The following is an 18,586-nucleotide window of genomic DNA, read 5'->3' as shown; positions in this document are numbered from 1 at the left end:
TTCAGGGGAAGGTGCAGGCTGGGCACAGCACAGCACAGCACCGCACACAGACGGCCCGTCGGGGCCTTCATCACGGACTTACGGAGGCCGGTCATGCCTGAGACGGGAACGCACGAGGTGGACCTGGCGATCATCGGTTCCGGCGGTGGTGCTTTTGCCGCCGCGATCCGGGCCACCAATCTCGGCAAATCAGTGGTGATGGTAGAGCGTGCCACGGTCGGGGGCACCTGCGTGAACACCGGGTGCGTGCCGTCGAAGGCGTTGCTGGCCGCCGCCGAGGCCCGCCACGTGGCGCTGGACGCCACAGGACGGTTTCCTGGTCTGAGCACGTCGGCCGCCGGGGTGGACATGCCCGGGCTGATCGCTGGCAAGGACGCGCTGGTGGAAGGGATGCGTTCGGACAAGTACCTGGATCTGATCGCCGATTACGGCTGGGAACTGGCCACCGGTGAAGCGGTGTTCACCGGCACGGCCGAGGATCCGGTACTGGAGGTCACCGGAGCCGACGGTTCCCGCCGCCGGGTGCGGGCGGCCCACTACCTGGTGGCCACCGGCTCCACCCCGATCGTCCCGGAGATCGAGGGCTTGGATCAGGTGGAGTATCTGACGTCGACCACGGCCATGGAACTCGACGAGGTGCCGGAGTCGCTGCTGATCATCGGCGGCGGGTACGTGGGCCTGGAGCAGGCTCAGCTCTTCGCCCGCCTGGGCACTGCGGTGACCATGGTCGTGCGGTCCCGGCTGGCCTCCCATGAGGAACCCGAGGTCTCCCGGACCCTGAGGGGCGTGTTCGCCGAGGAGGGCATCCGGGTGATCCCCCGGGCCACCGTCTCCTCCGTGACGCCCGACCGGGACACCGGGGAGGTGGTGGCCACCGTCACGGGCCCGGGCGGGCAGGACACCCTGCGGGCGGGCCGGCTCATGGTCGCGGTCGGGCGCCGTCCGGTCACCGAGAACCTGGGCCTCGGCTCGGTCGGGGTGGACACCGGGGCCCGCGGGGAGATCCTCGTCGACGCCCGGATGGCGACCTCGAATCCGAAGGTGTGGGCGGCCGGGGACGTGACCGGGCACCCCCAGTACGTCTACGTGGCCTCGGCCCACGGGGTCACCGCGGTGGAGAACGCCTTCCACCACACCGGCCAGCAGATCGACTACACCCACCTGCCGCGGGTCACTTTCACCTCCCCGGCCATCGCGGCGGTGGGCATGACTGACCAGCAGGCCCGGGAAGCCGGCCTCCGGTGTGAGTGCCGGGTGCTGCCCCTGGAGTACGTGCCCAGGGCGCTGGTCAACCGTGACACCCGGGGGTTCGTGAAGATCGTCGCCGAGGCCGAGACCGGGCGGATCGTGGGCATCACCGCGGTGGCCAAGGACGCCGGGGAGCTTGCCGCGGCCGGGGTCTACATCTTGTCCGCGGGCATGACGGTGGACCAGGTCGCCACCCTGTGGTGCCCGTACCTGACGATGGCCGAAGGCCTGAAGATCGCCGCCCAGTCCTTCCGCACCGACGTCTCCAAACTCTCCTGCTGCGCCGCGTGAGGATCGGTCGGCCTCGAGCATCGAGCACAGCCGGGAGCTGACGACTCAGCAGGCACTGTAACGGAAGGGGAAGTCATGGCCCAGAGGTTGATCGTCATCGGTGGGGACGCCGCGGGGATGAGCGCGGCCTCCGCCGCCCGCCGCCAGCTGCCCCAGGACCAGTTGGAGATCGTGGCCTTCGAGCGGGGCCACTACACCTCGTATTCGGCCTGCGGGATCCCGTACTTCATCGGCAAGGACGTCGCCGACACCACGGAGCTGATAGCCCGTACCCCGCAACAGTTCCGCGACCACCACGCCATCGACGCCCGCACCGGTCACGAGGTCCTGGAGATCGACCTGCACCGCCGCGCCGTGCTCGTGCGCGACCTGACCGCCGGCCGGGAGGCCTGGGAGGGCTTCGACCAACTCATGGTCGCCACCGGGGCCACCCCGGCCCGCCCGCCACTGCCCGGGATCGATGCGGCCGGTATCCACGGGGTGCAGACCCTCGACGACGGTATCGCCCTGCGCACGGTCCTGGAGCGGGAGCGCCCGGGCCGGGCGGTGGTCGTCGGGGCCGGCTACATCGGCCTGGAACTGGCCGAGGCCCTGTCCGCCTGGGGCGTGGACATCACCGTGATCGGACGCCCCCCGGCCCCGCTGCCGGGCCTGGACCCGGACATGGGCGCGCTCATCGCCACCGCGATGGAAGGGTACGGGATGGAGGTGCGGATGGAGGAGACCGTCACCGGCTTCGAGACCCACGCCGGGAAGGTCACCGCCGTGGTCACCGATCAGGCCACCATCCCCACCGATCTGGTGATCCTCGGCCTGGGGGTGACCCCGAACACCACCCTGGCCGCCGACGCCGGGATCCCCCTGGGCGAGACGGGGGCGATCGCCGTGGACCGCCGGCTGCGCACCGGCATCGAGGGGGTGTGGGCCGGCGGGGACTGCGTGGAGAAGTTCCACCGCGTCTCCCGCCGCCACGTGTCCCTGCCGCTGGGTACCCACGCGAACAAGGAGGGCCGCACCGCCGGGATCAACCTCGGCGGCGGCTACGCCACCTTCCCCGGGGTGCTCGGCACCGCCGTGACCAAGATCTGCGACATCGAAGTCGGACGCACCGGCCTCGGAGAGCTCGAGGCGCAGGCGGCCGGCTTCGACCCCGTCACCGCCGTGGTCGACTCCACCACCCGGGCCGGCTACTACCCCGGGGCCAAACCCATCCGCACCAAACTCATCGCCGAACGCGGCACCGGACGGCTGCTCGGCGCCCAGATCGTCGGGGAAGAAGGCGCGGCCAAGCGCATCGACGTGCTCTCCGTGGCGCTGTGGCACGAGACCCCGGTGGAAGAGCTGCTCAACATCGACCTCTCCTACGCCCCGCCCTTCTCCCCGGTGTGGGACCCGGTGCTCATCGCCGCGCGCAAGACCTGGCAGGCCGTCGAGACCGACCGCGCCCGCACCGAACCCTGATGACCACCTGCCCCTCCAGGGGCAGGCAGGGCCCTGCCCCCGGAGCCTTCCTCTACCGTGGAAGGCCACACGACAGTCCAGGATCGAGGTGCGCACCGTGCGGATCGGTGAAGCGGCCGCAGCCGCCGGCATGACCACCAAAGCCCTGCGGTTCTACGAACAGCACGGTCTGCTGCCCCCGGTGCACCGCGGCCCCAACGGGTACCGCGACTACCCACCCGAGGCCCTCGCCCGCCTGCAGTTCATCCGCCGCAGCAAGGCCGCCGGACTCAGTCTGGCCGAGATCCGGAACATCCTGCAGATCCGCGACGCCGGGCAGGCCCCCTGCGCCCACGTAGCCGCACAGCTCGCCCAGCAACTCACCGACCTCGACCAGCACATCGCTGAGCTCACCGCCCTGCGGGCCTCCGCGGCCGAGCACTACCAGGCCGCCTCCCAAGGCGACCCCACCCAGTGCGATCCCGCCCAAATCTGCAGCTACCTCTGAGCCCACAGCCGCACCACGGCCGCCAAATACCTCTGTCAGAACACCGCCATTCACCGTCGACAGTCACAACCCCGGCCTCCTGCGCCCGGCGTACCAGCTCCTCGCCCTGGATGGCGGTGGGGACGAACGGTTTGTCCACCACCACGTGCAGCCCGCGGTTGATCGCGGCGACTGCTTGATCGAAATGGGTGCCCGGTGGGGTGCCCAGGATCACAAGGTCCAGTTCGAGTTCCCCGGTATCGAGCAGGGTGAACAGATCGTCGTCGCTGGGGACGATCCGGGCTCCGGGATGCCGCTCGGCGGCGCGGGCAGCTCGTTCGGGATTGCCGGTGACGACCGCCGTCAGCTCGTAGTCGGGGTCCGCGGCCAGCAACGGGGTGTGGAACACCCGCCCGGAGACTCCGTAGCCGAGGACTGCGGTGCGGATCGGGGCCGCCATCAGAGGACCTCCGAGAGGAAGCGGCGCAGGCGGTCGCTGCCGGGGTTGTCGAAGATCTGCTGTGGGGTGCCGGCCTCGACGACCTTGCCTTCGTCCATGAAGACGACCTGGTCGGCGACCTTGCGGGCGAAGTGCATTTCGTGGGTGACCACGACCATGGTCATGCCGCTGTGGCTGAGCCCGGCCATGAGGTCGAGCACGCCTTTGACGAGCTCGGGGTCCAGGGCGCTGGTGGCCTCGTCGAAGAGCATGACTTCTGGTTCCATGGCCAGGGCCCGGGCGATTGCCACGCGCTGCTGCTGGCCTCCGGAGAGGTCCCGGGGCCGGTGGTCGGCGCGTTCGGCCAGGCCGACCTCGGCCAGGTGCTTGTGCGCCAGGGTCCGGGCCTGGGCCCGTGGCATGCGCTTGACGTTGGTCGGGGCCAGGGCGACGTTCTCCAGGGCGGTGTGGTCGGGGAAGAGATTGAAGTGCTGGAAGACCATCCCGATCCGCCGCCGCAGCCCGTCGGGCTTGACCCCCAGCACGCTTTGTCCTCCGAGCAGCACATCACCGCTCTTGGGCTCGTGCAGGCGGTTGATCCCGCGTAACAGGGTGGACTTGCCCGAACCCGAGGGCCCGATGATGCAGGTGGTGGTGCCGGCGGGCACAGAGAGACTCACGTTGCGCAGCACCTCGATGTCGCCGAAGGCAAGGGTGAGGTCACGGATCTCCAGGCTGGCCCCGTGGTAGGTCTCCACGGGCGCGGCGGGCGCGGCGGTGGTGCTCATGCTTTGCTCCCAACAGTCGAAGGGGTGGTGTTGAGCTCCTCGACTTCCGCCAGCCCGCTCGAAGGCTCGGTCGCGCGCCGGCGCCCGGCGCGGAAGCGGTGGTCGAAGTAGTTCACGAGGTGGGTCAGTGGAACGGTGATGATCAGGTAGAAGACCCCAGCCATCACCAGCGGTGAGAGGTTGCCGGTGAGCACGGCCGCGTCCTGGCCCACACGGAACAGCTCGCGTTCACCCACCAACAGGCCCAGGAAGTACACGAGGCTGGAGTCCTTCACGATGGCGATGAACTCGTTGACCAGTGCCGGCAGGACCCGGCGCACGCCCTGGGGGACGACCACCAGGGCCATGGCCTTGGGGTAGCTCATGCCCAGGGCACGGCAGGCCTCGAGCTGGCCCTTGTCGATGCTCTGGATGCCGGCCCGGAAGATCTCCCCGATGTAGGCGCTGGCGATCAGACTCAGCGCGGCGATGCCCAGCGGGTACGGCGAGGCACCGAACACCTGCTGGCTCATCCCAGCGAAGCCCTGGCCGATGAGCAGGATGGTGAGGATGGCGGGCAACCCGCGGAAGATGTCGGTGTAGAGCCGGGCGGGCACGCGCAACCACCGGGTCCGGGAGATGCCCATCACGGCGAGGACCATGCCCAGCACGAGCCCGATCACGGTGGCCGAGACGGAGATGATGAGGGTGTTCTTCAGCCCGACGGCCAGCAGCTGCGGCAGCACCGCCAGCATCGCGTCGACGTCGAAGAAGGTGCGGGTGATCGTGTCGATCCAGTCCATGAGGTGCTCTCAGACGGTCGGAGGAACGGTGGGACTGCCGAACGGGCGGGCGTCCGGCAGGATCAGGACGTGGGCTCGGCGGTGGCGGTCTGCTCGGCCGAGGGCAGGTACTGCTGCGGCATCGGGGAACCGGGGAACCACTTCTCGTGCAGTTCCTTCCAGGTGCCGTCCTCCATGGCCTCGGCCAGGCCCTCGTTCAGGGCCTCAACGAGTTCGTCGTTGTCCTTAGCTGTTGTGGGGCATGAGGTTCTTGCCGCGGGTGTGCCGGTGAGATGAGGAACGGGCTCCTCGCCACAGGATGGAAGTTCCTACACCGTCCGTCCGCAGCAAGAGAGCCCGTTCATGCCCCACATTAATGCACCTCTGACCCCGACCGGCCGGCTGCGCATGGTCCGCCGTCACCTCGAGGACGGGATCCCGAAGGCCCATGTGGCCGCCGAGTTCCGGGTCAGCCGCCCCACGGTGGCGACCTGGGTGGCCCGCTATCTCGCCGCCGGTGAGGCGGGGCTGGCCGATCGTCCCTCGGTCCCAAGGCACAGCCCTCAGCGCACCCCGGCGGCCGTCGTGGAGCTCATCGAGTCCCTCCGGCGAGACCGGAAATGGTCGGCCCGGCGGATCCACCGCCACCTGCTGGATCTCGGGCACGAGCTACACCTGCGCACGGTCGGTCGCTGGCTGGCCCGGCTGGGCATTTCCCGCCTGCGCGACCTCACTCCAGCCGGGGACGACCTGCGACGCCCGCCCCAGCGGATCCGTGCCGCCTGGCCCGGGCACATGGTGCACCTGGACGTGAAGAAGGTCGGGCGGATCCCCGACGGCGGCGGCTGGCGCGCCCATGGCCGCGGCAGTACGGCGGCGAAGGCGGCCAAGCGCGGGCCCGGGGCGAAGGTCGGCTACACCTACCTGCACTCGGCCGTGGACGGTTTCTCGAGGCTGGCCTACACCGAGGCTCTGGCCGACGAGAAGGCGGTGACGACGATCGGGTTCTTCTGCCGAGCCCGGGCGTTCTTCGCCGCCCACGGGATCGAGAGGATCCACCGAGTCGTGACCGACAACGGCGCCAACTACAAGGCCCGGGACTTCACCCGGTGCGTGGAGGCCCTCGCCGGCCGGCACCAGCGCATCAGGCCCTACACACCTCGGCACAACGGCAAAGTGGAGCGCTACAACCGACTGCTGGCCGATGAGGTCCTCTACGTCCGTCCCTACGCCAGCGAGCAGGCCCGCCGGGACGCGATCGGGGTGTGGGTCAACCACTTCAACTACCATCGGCCGCATACCGCCTGTGGTGATCAGCCCCCGGCCTCACGCGTCCCGGCCCGTGCCAATAACGTCATGCCCTCTTACACTTTAGCGACAGCGAAGCCGGCCGGGGCGTCGAAAGAGGGAATCTCCACGGCACTGACCAGGTCGTACTGCTCGACGTACTTCTTGGCCGACTCGTAGTCGAGGAAGTGGGCGTCCACAGTCCCGCTGTTCAGCGCGGAGATGGCGGCGTTGTTGTCCGGGAAGCGCACCAGTTCCGTGTCGGGCAGGTTCTTCACCGCGTAGGCCTCCTGCAGGGTCCCCTGCACCACCCCCATCCGACCACCGGCCAGATCCTCCTCCGAGGCGATGTCGGAGTCCTTCGGGGTCACGACCGACAGGAACCCGGCCAGATAACCCTCGGAGAAATCGACCGTCTGCTGCCGCTCCTCGGTGATGCCGATGGCAGCCGCCCCAACGTCGTACTGGCCATTGGCCACCGCCGCGAGCAACCCAGAGAAGTCCTGCCCGGTGAAGACCACTTCCTCAACACCGATCCGGCCGGCCACGTCCTCCAAGAGCTCCACGTCAAAACCGGTGAATTCACCGTTCTCGTCGGTGTAGGTGTACGGCCGCAGATCCCCCACACTGGCCACCCGCATCGTGCCAGGCTCGATCAAGTTAAACGGATTGTCCTCGGCTCCTGCACCCGATGCATCCCCGGTTCCACCACACGCAGTGGCGGTCATCAAGGTCAACCCAATCAAACCCGTGGTCGCGGCAGTGCGGAAATTCCTGAGGATGTTCATGGCGAGGTTCCATTCGTCTCGAGGTGCCGATTGAGGGAGGCAGCGAGCCCGGGCTCGTCTGACACCGGTGTCACCCGATAGACTGACACCGGTGTCAGTCGGGTGTGACGCACGCTACCGGCGTCGGGAGTGGGCGTCAATGGTCAAAACGAAGGAGGCGCCTCATGATTCCGCAGAAGACGAGGCCTGCAACGATCGCCGATGTGGCCAGGCGGGCGGGAGTCTCGAAGTCCAGTGCCGCCCGCGCGCTGGGGTCCTACGGCACAGTCAGTGCCGCTGCTCGGGAGAAGGTGCAGGCCGCCGCAGAGGAACTCGGCTACAGACCCAACGTGCTTGCACGCAGTATCAATACGGGCGAGACGAAGACCATCGGCGTGGTGGTCGGCGACATTGAGAACGACTACTTCGGCTTGGCCACCCGCGGGATCTCAGACATCGCCAAGAAAGCCGGTTACGACGTCATCCTGATTAACACCTCAGAGAATCCGGAAGCCGAAGTTGACGCCGTGCGGATTCTCCTCGAAAAACGTGTCGATGGGCTCATCGTCGCACCAGCGACAGCCCTGGTCACGGACCATCTCCAAGACACTCACCGGGCTGGCGTTCCGCTGGTTCTTCTGGACCGACAGATTGAAACATTGCCTGCCGTTTCAGCAAGCGTGCACATCGCTCCTGCTGCGAAAGAAGCAACATCGACATTGCTGGCAGCCGGCCACCGGCGCATCGCCTTCATCTCCTCGCTGCAGACGCACGGAGAGACGTACCGCCCGGGGATGCGCATTCCCGTATCTTCGGTGCAGGACAGGCTCACGGGAATTGTCGATGGACTGCAGCAATACGGTGTGGAGCCGACCAAAGACCTCATACGCTTCAATGCACTCGGTGAAAGGGTCACTGCAAGAATCATTGATGAGCTGCTGGCCCTGGAGTCACCCCCCACTGCCATTCTCGCCTCGGACGGTCTGATCGCCCTGGACGTGCTGCTCGCCCTCCAGCACAGAAACCTGGAGATCCCCAAAAACATGTCCTTCGTGATGTTCGACGACGCCCGATGGGCCCAGCTGATGACCCCGCCATTGTCAGTCATCGCCCAGCCGATCTACGAGGTGGGCGTCTCTGCAGCGACCGCGCTGCTGCAAGTGCTGGCTGGCGCATACCCGGCCGCCTCGCCCGCGCGACTGAAGGCGCGCTTCATCAACAGAAAATCCATCTGCCCACCATCGGAATGAGCCCGATGTGGCCTGTCCTATGCCTTTGCTGCCTCGGGCAGGACGGGACTGCCACACGAGCAGGTGACTTCTTGACCTGGCTTGCCCGCAGTACAAGGCGCAATCGAGATCCGAGGGATGGATGGGCAGACGCTGCTCGGCCCGTGTACCCCGGCTACAGGAGTGGCCAAGTCTCATCACTTCACATATGGCCCGGCTACCGGCCAATACCCGTGCGGGTGGCGTTGTAGTAGGAGTTCAATGCCGGCTTGGCCATTTAATGGAGGGGTGCCGATTCTGAACAAAGACATGACCATGTGCATCTCGCTTTCGGCCCGGCCGAGCAACAACGGGACCCGCTTCCACAACTACCTCTACGAACAGCTCGGGCTGAACTGGATCTATAAGGCCTTCGCCCCCACCAACCTCGAGCAGGCCATCGCCGGTGTCCGCGGGCTGGGCATCCGCGGCTGCGCCATCTCCATGCCGTACAAGGAGGACGTCATCGCCTTAGTCGACGAGATGGATCCGTCCGCGAAGGCGATTGATTCGGTGAACACCATCGTCAACGACGCCGGCCACCTCACTGCCTACAACACCGACTACACGGCGATTGAGCGGCTGCTAGAACGCAACGACGTGCCCACCGACTCCTCGGTGCTGCTGCAGGGAGCCGGCGGCATGGCCAAGGCCGCTGCCGCTGCGCTGCGCGACGCGGGCTTTGGCGACGTCACCATCATTGCCCGGAACGAGGCCACAGGGAGTGCCCTCGCTGACCTTTACGGCTTCAGGTGGCGGGCCGAGCTGGGCGGTGCCACCGCCGACATGATCATCAACGTCACGCCCATCGGCATGGCAGGCAGCGCCGAAGCGGATTCTCAATCCTTTCCGGCCGCGGCCGTTGAAGCCGCCGAGGTCGTGTTCGACGTGGTGGCCTTGCCGCCGGAAACGCCGCTGATTAAAGCCGGCAGGGCGGCGGGCAAGAAGGTCATCACCGGTGCGGAGGTGGCCACCATCCAGGCGCTTGAGCAGTTCGTGCTGTACACGGGTATCCGCCCCACAGGCCAACAGGTGCAGGACGCCGAAGAATTCGTCCGGGCAGAGTAGGCCGGCCCGGCTCCACCGAGACCGCCACCCGCTCCTCACCGATTCTGGTCAAACTCAAGGTGAGCCAAGACGGGCGGGGACGTCGCCGCGATCGACTTCGAACCCGACTACTACTCCGCCCTGCTCCCGGCCCACCAGCAACGCTTCCCGGACACACACCAGCAGCCGTAACCAACCGACTGCGGTCACGGGCGCAGCCGCAGGGCAAAGGCGGCCCGAAGAGTTACTGGTTCGACCGTGGACTGGGGGTGCGTGAGCAAATCGAGGACCGCCGCTTTACACATGGCCGGCTACCGGACGTTTCCCAGGGCCGCGACCCTGCGCTAAGGGTTCCTGCCAGGGCACCAGGTCTTCACCTTGGCATGAGCATTATATTTCTCATACGCTGAGGTGTGTGTGGCACACCTTCTTTCGTACCGGCGGAAACAGGCTCCGCGTCAGTCGCCCCGAACTGATCCTGATCGGCATCACCATGATCTGGGGGGCGACCTTCCTGATCATCCATGTGGCAATGGCCCACACCGGCCCGTTGTTCTTCGTTGGGGTCCGCTTCGTGGTGGCCGGGTTGATCGGGGCGGTGGTGTTCTGGCGCGTGCTGCGGGGCATCACCTGGCAGGAGATCGGCGCCGGTGCGGTGATCGGGACGTCGATCTTCTTCGGTTACGGCCTGCAGACGGTGGGGCTGCAGACGATCACGGCCAGCCAGTCGGCGTTCATCACTGCCTTGTACGTGCCGATGGTGCCTCTGCTGCAGTGGGTGTTGCTGCGCAAGGCCCCGGCGGTGATGACCCTGGTCGGGGTGGCGTTCGCCTTCGCGGGGTTGGTGTTGCTGGCTGGTCCGGACGCCGGGTTGGGTGGGCTGAGCCCCGGGGAGACGCTCACGTTGTTCAGTGCGGTGGCCTGCGCGGTGGAGATCGTGCTCATCAGTCGTTTCGCCGGCACGGTGGATGCCCGCCGGGTCACCGTGGTGCAGGTGCTGATGGCCGGGTTGCTGTCCTTCGCGATGATGCCCGTGACCGGCGAACGGGTTCCGGGGTTCTCCTGGGTGTGGCTGGTGGCCGGGGTCGGGCTCGGGGCGGCGAGCATCCTGATTCAGTGGGCGATGAACTGGGCGCAGCGCTCTGTGTCGGCCACCCGGGCCACCGTCATCTACGCCGGGGAACCGGTGTGGGGCGGGATTATCGGGCGTATCGCCGGGGATCGCCTGCCGGGCCTGGCGATCCTGGGGGCCGTGCTGATCGTCGTCGGTGTCCTGGTCAGCGAGCTGCGCCCCAAGGATCTGACGCTCCGACCGCGTCCCGCCCCTGAGTCCGATCAGGGCGCGGACCGGGAAGGCCTTGAGGTCAGGTGACGGACGTCGACGCTCGAGCAGCCCAAAGGTCCACTCGCTCGGTGCAGGCCGACTCAGTAGGAGGCGACGGGACCAGGGCCGCCGGCAACGGCCCGGCCTGGCCGAGCCGCCAGCGGAAGCGCCCCAGAGCGCAGCGTGCCGATGAAAGCGCGCAGTACCATCAGGGCGCACCAGGTGAGAACGCCGCATTGCCGGTGCCCACCATGTTGCTCACCGGAGGAGGAACGGATGGCCACCCGTGAGAAAGGTGAAGCCACCGCGGAGTTCGTCGCCACGGTCGGCCGACAGATCCGCCAGCAGCGCCAGCACCGGGGGTGGAGCGTCCAGGAGCTCTCCGACCGCGCCAGGGTGAGCCGGCGGATGCTGACCCAGATCGAGCTGGGCCAGGCGAATCCCAGCCTGGTGACCGTCGACCACATCGCCCACGCCCTGGGCACCGACTTCGTTTCCCTCGCCATGCCCCCCACCACCCCCGCGGAAGAAGCCAGCGGGGGGCGACTCGGGGCAGCGGTGCGCGTGTGGAGCTCGGACCGTGGCAGCGAGGCCGTGCTGCTCCTCGCCACCGAGAGCGTTCCCCGCACCGAACTATGGTCCTGGCGACTGGCCCCGGGGGACACCTACCACGCCCAGCCGGACACGGCCGGGACCGAAGAACTGCACCAGGTCCACGCCGGGGAACTCATCATCATCACCAGCGGGTCCGCCCTGGTCCTGCGCGCCGGAGAGGCCGGCCGCATCCGCAGCGACCAGCGCTACACCTACCGCAACGACAGCGACACCTGGACCGAATTCACCCGCGTCGTCACCGGAGCCTAGGCGCACCCCACCACGGACCCGGTGCCACAGGCTGCCCCCGCCGGGCGCCATTGGCTGGTGGGTTCCGAGAGAGCCGAAATATCCTGGGCCGGTCATCCAGGTCGACCCCACCGGGCAGGAGCTACGGCTACAGCCCCTCCGATGCTTTCCGCGGACGGTTCAATCGTTGGGGCAGCCTTAGGTGTTGTGGGGCATGAGGTTCTTGCCGCGGGTGTGCCGGTGAGATGAGGAACGGGCTCCTCGCCACAGGATGGAAGTTCCTACACCGTCCGTCCGCAGCAAGAGAGCCCGTTCATGCCCCACATTAATGCACCTTTGACCCCGACCGGCCGGCTGCGCATGGTCCGCCGTCACCTCGAGGACGGGATCCCGAAGGCCCATGTGGCCGCCGAGTTCCGGGTCAGCCGCCCCACGGTGGCGACCTGGGTGGCCCGCTATCTCGCCGCCGGTGAGGCGGGGCTGGCCGATCGTCCCTCGGTCCCAAGGCACAGCCCTCAGCGCACCCCGGCGGCCGTCGTGGAGCTGATCGAGTCCCTCCGGCGAGACCGGAAATGGTCGGCCAGGCGGATCCACCGCCACCTGCTGGATCTCGGGCACGAAATGCACCTGCGCACGGTCGGTCGCTGGCTGGCCCGCCTGGGCATCTCCCGCCTGCGCGACCTCACTCCAGCCGGGGACGACCTGAGACGCCCGCCCCAGCGGATCCGTGCCGCCTGGCCCGGGCACATGGTCCACCTGGACGTGAAGAAGGTCGGGCGGATCCCCGACGGCGGCGGCTGGCGCGCCCACGGCCGCGGCAGCGCCGAGGCCAAGCAGTCCAAGCGCGGGCCCGGGGCGAAGGTCGGCTACACCTACCTGCACTCGGCCGTGGACGGCTTCTCGAGGCTGGCCTACACCGAGGCCCTGGCCGACGAGAAGGCGGTGACGACGATCGGGTTCTTCTGCCGGGCAAGAGCCTTCTTCTCCGCCCACGGGATCCAGAGGATCCACCGAGTCGTCACGGACAACGGCGCCAACTACAAGGCCCGCGACTTCACCCGGTGCGTGGAGGCCCTCGCCGGCCGGCACCAGCGCATCAAGCCCTATACGCCCCGGCACAACGGCAAGGTCGAGCGGTACAACCGACTGCTGGCCGACGAGGTCCTCTACGCCCGCCCCTATTCCAGTGAGCAGGACCGCCGGGACGCGATCGGGGTCTGGGTGAACCACTTCAACTACCATCGGCCCCACACCGCCTGCGGCGATCAGCCCCCGGCCTCACGCACCCCGGCCCGCGCCAATAACGTCATGCCCTCTTACACTTAGGCCTTCCCGTCGGGGCGGTACAGCAAATGGGCGCCCGGTGCTTTACATATGGCCGGCTATCGGTCACTAAGCAGGACGAATAGAAACTGGTGAGAGCACTCGTCCCACCCTGTCTACGCGCGTTTGTCCGAACGACGGCAGGGTACCCGGTCAGACCGCCTGATCGGCTGCCGAGGAGGAAACGATTCCATCGATGTCCGGTCTCCCTCGGGGCGCTCTTTGCTGAACAGGTGGCCCTGGGGTCTAAGGAACAGCTCCCGGTCCGCGGCAGGTCAATACTCTGTCGGTTGCTCCAAGACAGGACTGGAGGCAGGTGCTGTGAACATGTCGTACTCGTCGAGGGCGATGAGCCTTCGCTCCTGGAACGCGCCGTGGCGTATCCACAGCACGCCTTGTGGCGGTACGACGGTCTCGACATGGCCTTCATAGACCAGCAGGGTGCCCGGCAAACGGGCCTGTACAAAGTCACCCGGGCGCAGATGCGACAGGTCGTGCACCTGCGTGCTTTGCTCGAGGCCTTCAAGCATGAGGAACCTCCGGAGTGGTGAGGTAGTTAGGGGTTGTTCTTCGAGCATCCGCGCCCCAGCCAAGGGGGTTGAACCGACCCCGCGGATGAGAGGGCTTGCCCTCAACTTTTATGGACGGCCGGGCGCAGGCCCTGACTCGTGCTCAGTCGTTGATGTAGAGCAGGCGTTTGTTGACGAACTCGTCCATGCCCAGGGGCCCGAGTTCCCGGCCGTAGCCGGAGCGCTTGACGCCGCCGAAGGGCATTTCGGCGCCCTCGGCCTCGGCGGCGTTGACGACGGCCATGCCGGCTTCCAGGCCTTCGGCGACCCGCCGGGCGCGGGCCGGGTCGGTGCTGAAGACCGCCCCGCCGAGTCCGTAAGGGGTGTCGTTGGCCAGGGCGAGGGCATCCTCGTCGTTCTCGACCTTGTAGACCACGGCCACCGGACCGAAGAGCTCCTGGTGGTAGGCGGCCATGTCCGGGGTGATACCGGTGAGCACGGCCGGGGCGAGGTAGGCCCCGGGCCCCTCGAGGAGCTTCCCGCCGGCGTGCAGGGTGGCCCCGGCCTCCACGGCCGCCCGGATCTGGGCAACCAGACCCTCGGCGGCGGCCCGTGAGGACAGCGGTGCGTAGGTGCCCGGCGTATCGGCGGCAGGGTCGCCAGGGATGAGGGTGTTGGCCTGGCGGGTGAGTTCGGTGACGAACTCGTCGTAGATTTCGGAGGAGACGATCATCCGCTTGTTGGAGTTGCAGGCCTGGCCGGTGTTGCCCATCCGGGTGGTGAACGCCGCCTGGGCCGAGGCGGTCACGTCATCGGTGTCCAGGACGATGTAGGGATCGGACCCGCCGAGCTCGAGCACGACCTTCTTCAGATTCCGCCCGGCGATCTCGGCCACGGCAGCTCCGGCGCGTTCGGAGCCGGTGAGCGACACCCCCTGCACTCGTGGATCGGCGATGACCTGGGCGATCTGGTCATGGGAGGCGAAAAGGGTGGTGTAGGCCCCGGCCGGGACCCCGGCGTCGTCGAGTAGCTGTTGGAGGGCCAGGGCAGAGCGCGGGCATGACTCGGCGTGTTTGAGCACCATCGTGTTGCCCAGGACGAGATTGGGGGCGACGAAACGGGCGACCTGGTAGAAGGGGTAATTCCACGGCATGATCCCCAGCAGCACCCCGACGGGGCGCTTCTGGATCACCGCTTGCCCGCCGGCCGAGGCGGTGATGGGCTGATCGGCGGCGAGGGTCGGGCCCTGGGCTGCGAAGTAGGCGAAGATCTCCGCGCAGAACTCCACCTCCCCGCGGGCTTCGGAGATCGGCTTGCCCATCTCTTCGGTGGCGATGGCCGCCAGTTCTTCGACCCGGGCGGCGAACAGATCACCGACCCGGGCGGCCACGGCTGCCCGCTCCTCGACCGGAACCGCCCGCCACTGGTGGAAGGCGGTATCGGCGGCCGCAACGGCCGCTTCGACCTCGGCGTCGGTGGCGGTGGCGTACTCGGCCACGAGCTGACCGGTGGCGGGGTTGACGCTGCGGTAGGCGAGCCGGTCGGCATGCTGCTTGCCGTTGTGGCCGGTCGATCGAGAGGGCGTGAAGGTCACTGTAATGTCTCCTGCTCTGTGGTCAGGTGGTGTGCCGATGGATAGTAGACGGACGGGGCGGGTCCTTAGCGTTTGTCATCTCCAGTGAGTCGTTGGGAGAGGTAGACCGGGATCATCGAGACGATGATGAGTACGGCTGCGATGACGTTGACCACCGGGGCTTGGTTGGGGCGGGACATGTTGTTGAAGATCCAGATCGGCAGGGTTTCCGTTCCTGGAGGTGCAGTGAATGTGGTGACTACGATCTCGTCGAAGCTCAGGGCGAAGGCCAGCAGGCCTCCGCCGATGAATGCGGAGCGGAACCCGGGGAAGGTGACGTCGATGAAGGTTCTGGGCAGGTTCGCTCCCATGTCCATGGCTGCTTCCTCCAGGCCACGGTTCATTCTTCCGAGTCGGGCCTGGACGTTGTTGAACACCATGACCACGCAGAAGGTGGCGTGACCGACGATCACGGAGAACAGGCCCAGACCGATACCCAGCGGCTCGAGCACGGTCTTGAAGGTGTTGTTCAGCGCCACTCCGGTGACGATTCCGGGCAGGGCGATGGGCAGGACCACCAGCAGATTGACGACGTTCTTGCCGAAGAAGGCGTAACGGGAGAGCGCGAAGGCGATCATGGTGCCCAGCACCAGGGCGATGACGGTCGCAATGGTGGCCACCTGTATCGAGGTCCACAAGGCGGCCCGTACTCCTTCGTTGTGCCAGGCGGCCACCCACCAACGTGTGGTGAAGTCCGAGATGGGGAACGCCCCGGAAGTCGTGGCATTGAAGGAATTGAGGATCACTAGCAGCAGCGGGAGGTAGATGGCGGCCATCACGAGGCCGGCGAAGACCCGCAGGAGGACCTTGGCGGGACGGGAAAGAGTCATCGGTGGGGCCTTCCTAGAGTTGCTGCAGGGCGCCGGATTTGCGGGCCAGGAAGAGATAGGCCACGACGACCACCACCGGTACCGTGGCGAACGCCGCGGCCAACGGCGGGTTGAGGTTGATGTTGGAGGCGATGACCGTGCCGATCACCTGGGTGGTGCCGCCGACGAACTGCGCGGCGATGTAGTCGCCGAGGCTGAGAGAGAACGTGAAGATGGACCCCGCGATGAAAGCCGGCTTCAGCAAGGGCAGCGCCACGGTCCGTACGGTGGTCCAGCCCTTGGCGCCCAGGTCGGCGGAGGCGTCGAAGAGGTTGTCCGGGATCTGGCGGAAGGCGGCGTACACCGGGACCGCCATGTAGGGGAACCACAGATAGGACAACGTCACCACCAGAGCCGCGGTGCCGTATCCGGGGCCGTTCAAGCCCAGGGGGGTGAGCAGCCAGTCCAGTGGCCCGCCGGTCATGAAGGTGATGCGCCAGGAGAAGACCTTGACGAGGTATCCGGCCCACAGCGGCAGGGTGATGCCGATGGCCAGAACCGCCCGCATGCGCGGTGAGGCGATCTTCGCCATGTACAACCCCAGGGGCAGGGCCAGTAGCGCGCACAACGCGGTCACGGCCAGGGCGATCCCCACGGTGCGCAGAGCGGTCTGCTGATAGGCGGGGACAGTAAGGATCTCCCGGAAGTTCTCCAAGGTGAATCCCGGGATGACCTTCGACGTGAAAGGATCCGTGGACCAGAACGCGGTGATAAACAGCAGGACCAGTGAGCCGATGTAGAGGACACCCAGCCACGCCATGGGCAAACTCAGCAGGGCGCCCAGGCGCAGGCGCGGATGTGCGTGGAGCAGGCGGGAAAACCGGTCCCCGGAGCCGTGCGGGCGGGGAGGCGCAGCGCCGTCGGTGGGTGCGGGGTCAGGTGCCGCAACAGGTGTGGTGTGGGTCGTCGCCATGGTCGTCTGCGGCGGCGGGGAGCCGCCAGTCCTCCTCAGGATGGTTGTCTAGGTCCCTGGGTGCGGCGGGCCGGGGGCGGCCAGGCTTCTCGCCCCCCGGCCCGCCGCCGTTGCATGTCAGCCCTTGACCTCGGTCCACGCCTTGGTCCACTCCTGGTAGTTGGTGCAGGTGACGTCGGTGCGGCCGTCGATGCACTGCTCCACGGGAGTGGTCCACATCCACACGTTCTTGTAGTACTCCTCGTCGGTGGCGTGGAAGCTCTCGCAGTGCTCTTCGTTCTTCGTCGAGCCCTCGCAGGCCAGCGAGTTGGCCGGGGCCATGCCGAAGTTCTGGGCGATCTTCGCGTTGACCTCCGGTGAGGAGGCCCAGTCCATCCACTGGTAGGCACAGTTGGGGTTCTTGGACTTCGCCGAGATCATCCAGGTGTCGGACCAACCGGTGGCGCCTTCCTTGGGCAGCACGGACTCGACCTTGCCGCCGTCGGCCTGGGCCAGGTTCACGATCACCTGCCAGCCGGTGCCCATCTGTGCCGTGCCCGAGGAGATGGAGGAAACGGCCTTGAGCGCGTCGTTCCAGTACTCACCGACGATACCGTTCTGCTGCTTGAGCAGCTCGACGGCGGCGGCCAGCTGCTCCTGGTCCAAGGCGTAGGGATTGGTGATCCCCAGCTCGGGCTGGGTGGCCATCAGGTACAGGGCTGCGTCGGCGATGTAGATGGGAGAGTCATAGGCCATGACGGCCCCCTTGTAGGCGCTGTCCTCCTCCCAGGTGGGGGCCCAGGAATCGGGGGCCTCGGCTACCTCCTCGGTGTTGTACATCAGCACGTTGGCGCCACGACCGATCGGGACGCCGTAGCTCTTGCCGTTGAGGGTGTCGTAGACCTGTCCCTTCAGGCCTTCCACGACGTTGCCGAAGTTGGGGACGAGCTCGGTGTTGATCGGGGCGACATCGCCGCCGGCAATCAGGCGCAGGGAGGCGTCGCCGGAGGCGGAGACCAGGTCATACTCTCCGGTGCGCATGAGCTGGACCATCTCATCGGACGTGGCGCCCACCTTGCGGTTGACCTGACAACCTGTCTCCTTCTCGAACGCGCTCACCCAGTCGGCGTCCGGGTTGGTGGATCCGTCCTCCACGAACCCGGCCCAGGCGACGATGTTGACCTGCCCTTCCCCTTCGCCGACCTCGGTGGCCGCGGGCAGGTCGGGGACCTGGATGCCGCTGGAAGCGGAGGAGGATGCCGGGGTGCTCTCGCCGCATCCGGTGAGGGCGAGGGACAGGGTGGTGAGGGCCGCCAGCGGCAGAACCTTGGTGAATTTCATGGGACGCGCTTTCTCTCGGACGGATGTGG

At 67.3% G+C, this 18,586-nt stretch carries 16 protein-coding genes and 3 pseudogenes; 9 read left to right on the top strand and 10 right to left on the bottom strand.

Annotated elements, in window-relative coordinates; genetic code table 11:
• Window positions 1-93 precede the first annotated feature (93 nt).
• The 3 genes from merA (at window position 94) to AYX06_RS17575 (ending at window position 3,487) form a co-directional block, all read left to right on the top strand.
• Window positions 94-1,539, top strand: coding sequence for a mercury(II) reductase (merA, locus tag AYX06_RS17585; RefSeq protein WP_062737236.1), 1,446 nt, complete (start codon window positions 94-96; stop codon window positions 1,537-1,539).
• Window positions 1,540-1,614: 75 nt separating this feature from the next.
• Window positions 1,615-3,000, top strand: a complete 1,386-nt coding sequence (locus tag AYX06_RS17580) for an FAD-dependent oxidoreductase (protein WP_062737235.1) — start codon at window positions 1,615-1,617, stop codon at window positions 2,998-3,000.
• Between the two features lie 88 nt (window positions 3,001-3,088).
• Complete coding sequence (locus AYX06_RS17575; RefSeq protein ID WP_019311206.1) at window positions 3,089-3,487, top strand: heavy metal-responsive transcriptional regulator; 399 nt, start codon at window positions 3,089-3,091, stop codon at window positions 3,485-3,487.
• Here the strand turns inward: AYX06_RS17575 and AYX06_RS19490 are convergent.
• The 4 genes and pseudogenes from AYX06_RS19490 to AYX06_RS19485 form a co-directional block, all read right to left on the bottom strand.
• Window positions 3,390-3,926: a Gfo/Idh/MocA family protein gene (locus tag AYX06_RS19490; protein WP_084271808.1), complete on the bottom strand. Its 537-nt coding sequence runs from the start codon at window positions 3,924-3,926 to the stop codon at window positions 3,390-3,392. The two genes, AYX06_RS17575 and AYX06_RS19490, sit on opposite strands and share 98 nt — an antisense overlap.
• The gene (locus tag AYX06_RS17570) at window positions 3,926-4,693 is read right to left on the bottom strand and encodes an amino acid ABC transporter ATP-binding protein (protein WP_062737234.1); all 768 of its coding nucleotides are present in this window, start codon (window positions 4,691-4,693) and stop codon (window positions 3,926-3,928) included. Before AYX06_RS17570 ends, AYX06_RS19490 begins: the two co-directional genes overlap by 1 nt.
• On the bottom strand, window positions 4,690-5,475 hold the full coding sequence (locus AYX06_RS17565; RefSeq protein ID WP_062737233.1) for an amino acid ABC transporter permease: 786 nt from the start codon (window positions 5,473-5,475) through the stop codon (window positions 4,690-4,692). Before AYX06_RS17565 ends, AYX06_RS17570 begins: the two co-directional genes overlap by 4 nt.
• 62 nt (window positions 5,476-5,537) lie before the next feature.
• Window positions 5,538-5,705 (bottom strand): annotated as a pseudogene (locus tag AYX06_RS19485) (transporter substrate-binding domain-containing protein); the annotation flags it as partial.
• A gap of 112 nt (window positions 5,706-5,817) precedes the next feature.
• Here AYX06_RS19485 and AYX06_RS19480 point away from each other — a divergent pair.
• Window positions 5,818-6,825: pseudogene (locus tag AYX06_RS19480) on the top strand (IS481 family transposase); the annotation flags it as partial.
• Here the strand turns inward: AYX06_RS19480 and AYX06_RS17560 are convergent.
• Window positions 6,825-7,529, bottom strand: a pseudogene (locus AYX06_RS17560) (ABC transporter substrate-binding protein); the annotation flags it as partial. The pseudogenes AYX06_RS19480 and AYX06_RS17560 sit on opposite strands and share 1 nt — an antisense overlap.
• Before the next feature lie 164 nt (window positions 7,530-7,693).
• On the opposite strand from AYX06_RS17560, the gene AYX06_RS17555 reads away from it, so the two are divergent.
• The 5 genes from AYX06_RS17555 to AYX06_RS17535 all read left to right on the top strand — a co-directional run bounded on the left by AYX06_RS17555 (window position 7,694) and on the right by AYX06_RS17535 (window position 13,316).
• Window positions 7,694-8,758 carry a LacI family DNA-binding transcriptional regulator gene (locus tag AYX06_RS17555; protein WP_062737232.1) on the top strand — a complete coding sequence of 355 codons (1,065 nt, stop codon included), beginning with the start codon at window positions 7,694-7,696 and terminating at the stop codon, window positions 8,756-8,758.
• Window positions 8,759-9,025: 267 nt separating this feature from the next.
• Window positions 9,026-9,844, top strand: coding sequence for a shikimate 5-dehydrogenase (locus AYX06_RS17550; protein WP_261775459.1), 819 nt, complete (start codon window positions 9,026-9,028; stop codon window positions 9,842-9,844).
• A 394-nt stretch (window positions 9,845-10,238) separates the two neighbouring features.
• Entirely contained in the window at window positions 10,239-11,195 is a 957-nt protein-coding gene (locus AYX06_RS17545) for a DMT family transporter (RefSeq protein WP_058874578.1), read from the top strand.
• Between the two features lie 228 nt (window positions 11,196-11,423).
• A complete protein-coding gene (locus AYX06_RS17540) occupies window positions 11,424-12,011 on the top strand; it encodes a helix-turn-helix domain-containing protein (protein ID WP_058874577.1) in 588 nt (195 codons plus the stop codon).
• Between the two features lie 294 nt (window positions 12,012-12,305).
• Window positions 12,306-13,316 (top strand): IS481 family transposase, encoded by a 1,011-nt coding sequence (locus AYX06_RS17535; protein WP_062737231.1) that lies wholly within the window; start codon window positions 12,306-12,308, stop codon window positions 13,314-13,316.
• Window positions 13,317-13,588: 272 nt separating this feature from the next.
• Here AYX06_RS17535 and AYX06_RS17530 read toward each other — a convergent pair whose 3' ends face one another.
• The 5 genes from AYX06_RS17530 to AYX06_RS17510 all read right to left on the bottom strand — a co-directional run bounded on the left by AYX06_RS17530 (window position 13,589) and on the right by AYX06_RS17510 (window position 18,557).
• Entirely contained in the window at window positions 13,589-13,843 is a 255-nt protein-coding gene (locus tag AYX06_RS17530; protein ID WP_062737230.1) for a hypothetical protein, read from the bottom strand.
• Window positions 13,844-13,985: 142 nt separating this feature from the next.
• Window positions 13,986-15,416: an NAD-dependent succinate-semialdehyde dehydrogenase gene (locus AYX06_RS17525; protein ID WP_084271804.1), complete on the bottom strand. Its 1,431-nt coding sequence runs from the start codon at window positions 15,414-15,416 to the stop codon at window positions 13,986-13,988.
• A 65-nt stretch (window positions 15,417-15,481) separates the two neighbouring features.
• Window positions 15,482-16,285: an ABC transporter permease gene (locus AYX06_RS17520; protein ID WP_062737229.1), complete on the bottom strand. Its 804-nt coding sequence runs from the start codon at window positions 16,283-16,285 to the stop codon at window positions 15,482-15,484.
• Between the two features lie 13 nt (window positions 16,286-16,298).
• Window positions 16,299-17,084, bottom strand: a complete 786-nt coding sequence (locus tag AYX06_RS17515) for an ABC transporter permease (protein ID WP_222596091.1) — start codon at window positions 17,082-17,084, stop codon at window positions 16,299-16,301.
• Window positions 17,085-17,354: 270 nt separating this feature from the next.
• Window positions 17,355-18,557 (bottom strand): extracellular solute-binding protein, encoded by a 1,203-nt coding sequence (locus tag AYX06_RS17510; RefSeq protein ID WP_062737228.1) that lies wholly within the window; start codon window positions 18,555-18,557, stop codon window positions 17,355-17,357.
• Window positions 18,558-18,586 lie beyond the last annotated feature (29 nt).

Origin of the sequence: Kocuria turfanensis (genome assembly GCF_001580365.1) — a bacterium.
GTDB classification, from domain to species: Bacteria; Actinomycetota; Actinomycetes; order Actinomycetales; family Micrococcaceae; genus Kocuria; species Kocuria turfanensis.
The sequence above is the reverse complement of the archived record's forward strand: the minus strand, read 5'-3'. Positions and strand labels throughout refer to the sequence as shown.